We start from the raw sequence: 910 nt of genomic DNA on the forward strand, positions 1-910 counted from the left end.
CGAAGTTCGGCCCCGTCACCATCTCCGAACCGCCCGAACGGGTGGCAAGCGTGGATTGGGGCGGGACGGACAACCTGATTGCCTTGGGGATCCAGCCTCTGACTGCACGGCAGTATTTCGAAGGCGGGCCGGACGACCCCTTCCTGCCCTGGACGGATCCCCTGGCCGAGGCGATGGGGGCATCGGCTCCGGTCTTCCTGGGCGCCCAGATCGACATCGAGGCCGTCGCGGCGACCGCGCCCGATCTGATCGTCGCCGTCCGCTCGGGCCTGACCGCCTCCGAATTCGCGCTTCTGTCCCGGATCGCACCCGTGCTGGCCGTTCCGCCGGGGATCGAGGATTTTCAGCTCGACTGGGCCGGGCAGCTGCGGCTGATCGGCCGCGCCACCGGTCGCAGCGCCGAGGCCGAGGCCCGCATCGCCGAGGCCGAGGCAAGGCTCGATGCCGTCGCTGCGGCCCATCCCCATTGGCAGGGCCGGACCTTCGCCTGGCTCACGGCCGAGCCGGACGGCACGCTCGGCAGCTATCCCGAAACCGACGGAACCTTCCGCCTTCTTGCCCGGCTGGGCCTCGACCTGCATCCCTCGGTCAAGACCCGGTCGATCGCGGGCGAGTCCTGGTTCAGCTTTTCCCCCGAGGTTCTGCCAGAGTTCGATGCGGATGTACTGTTCTGGTCCGTCGAACCCGGCGACGAGTTCCTGCCCGCCGCCGTGCCCACCCGCGCCGGTCTGCGCGCCGCGGCCGAGGGACGCGAGATCGTGCTGAGCGACCATCCGGTGGTGCAGGCGCTCTACATGGCCTCGGTCCTGTCGGTTCCTCATGCGGCCGAATCGCTTGCTCCGCTCATCGACGCCGCGCTCGACGGCGACCCCGCAACCCCGATCTCACTGGAGTGATCCCGATGCGACCG

At 69.7% G+C, this 910-nt stretch carries 1 protein-coding gene; it reads left to right on the forward strand.

Features of this window, described 5'->3' with window-relative positions; genetic code table 11:
- On the forward strand, positions 1-896 hold an 896-nt coding region (locus GT358_RS16355; protein ID WP_166583694.1), incomplete at its 5' end, for an ABC transporter substrate-binding protein.
- Between the last annotated feature and the right edge of the window lie 14 nt (positions 897-910).

It is taken from the genome of Rubellimicrobium sp. CFH 75288 (assembly GCF_009904055.1).
Classification (GTDB): Bacteria; Pseudomonadota; Alphaproteobacteria; order Rhodobacterales; family Rhodobacteraceae; genus Rubellimicrobium.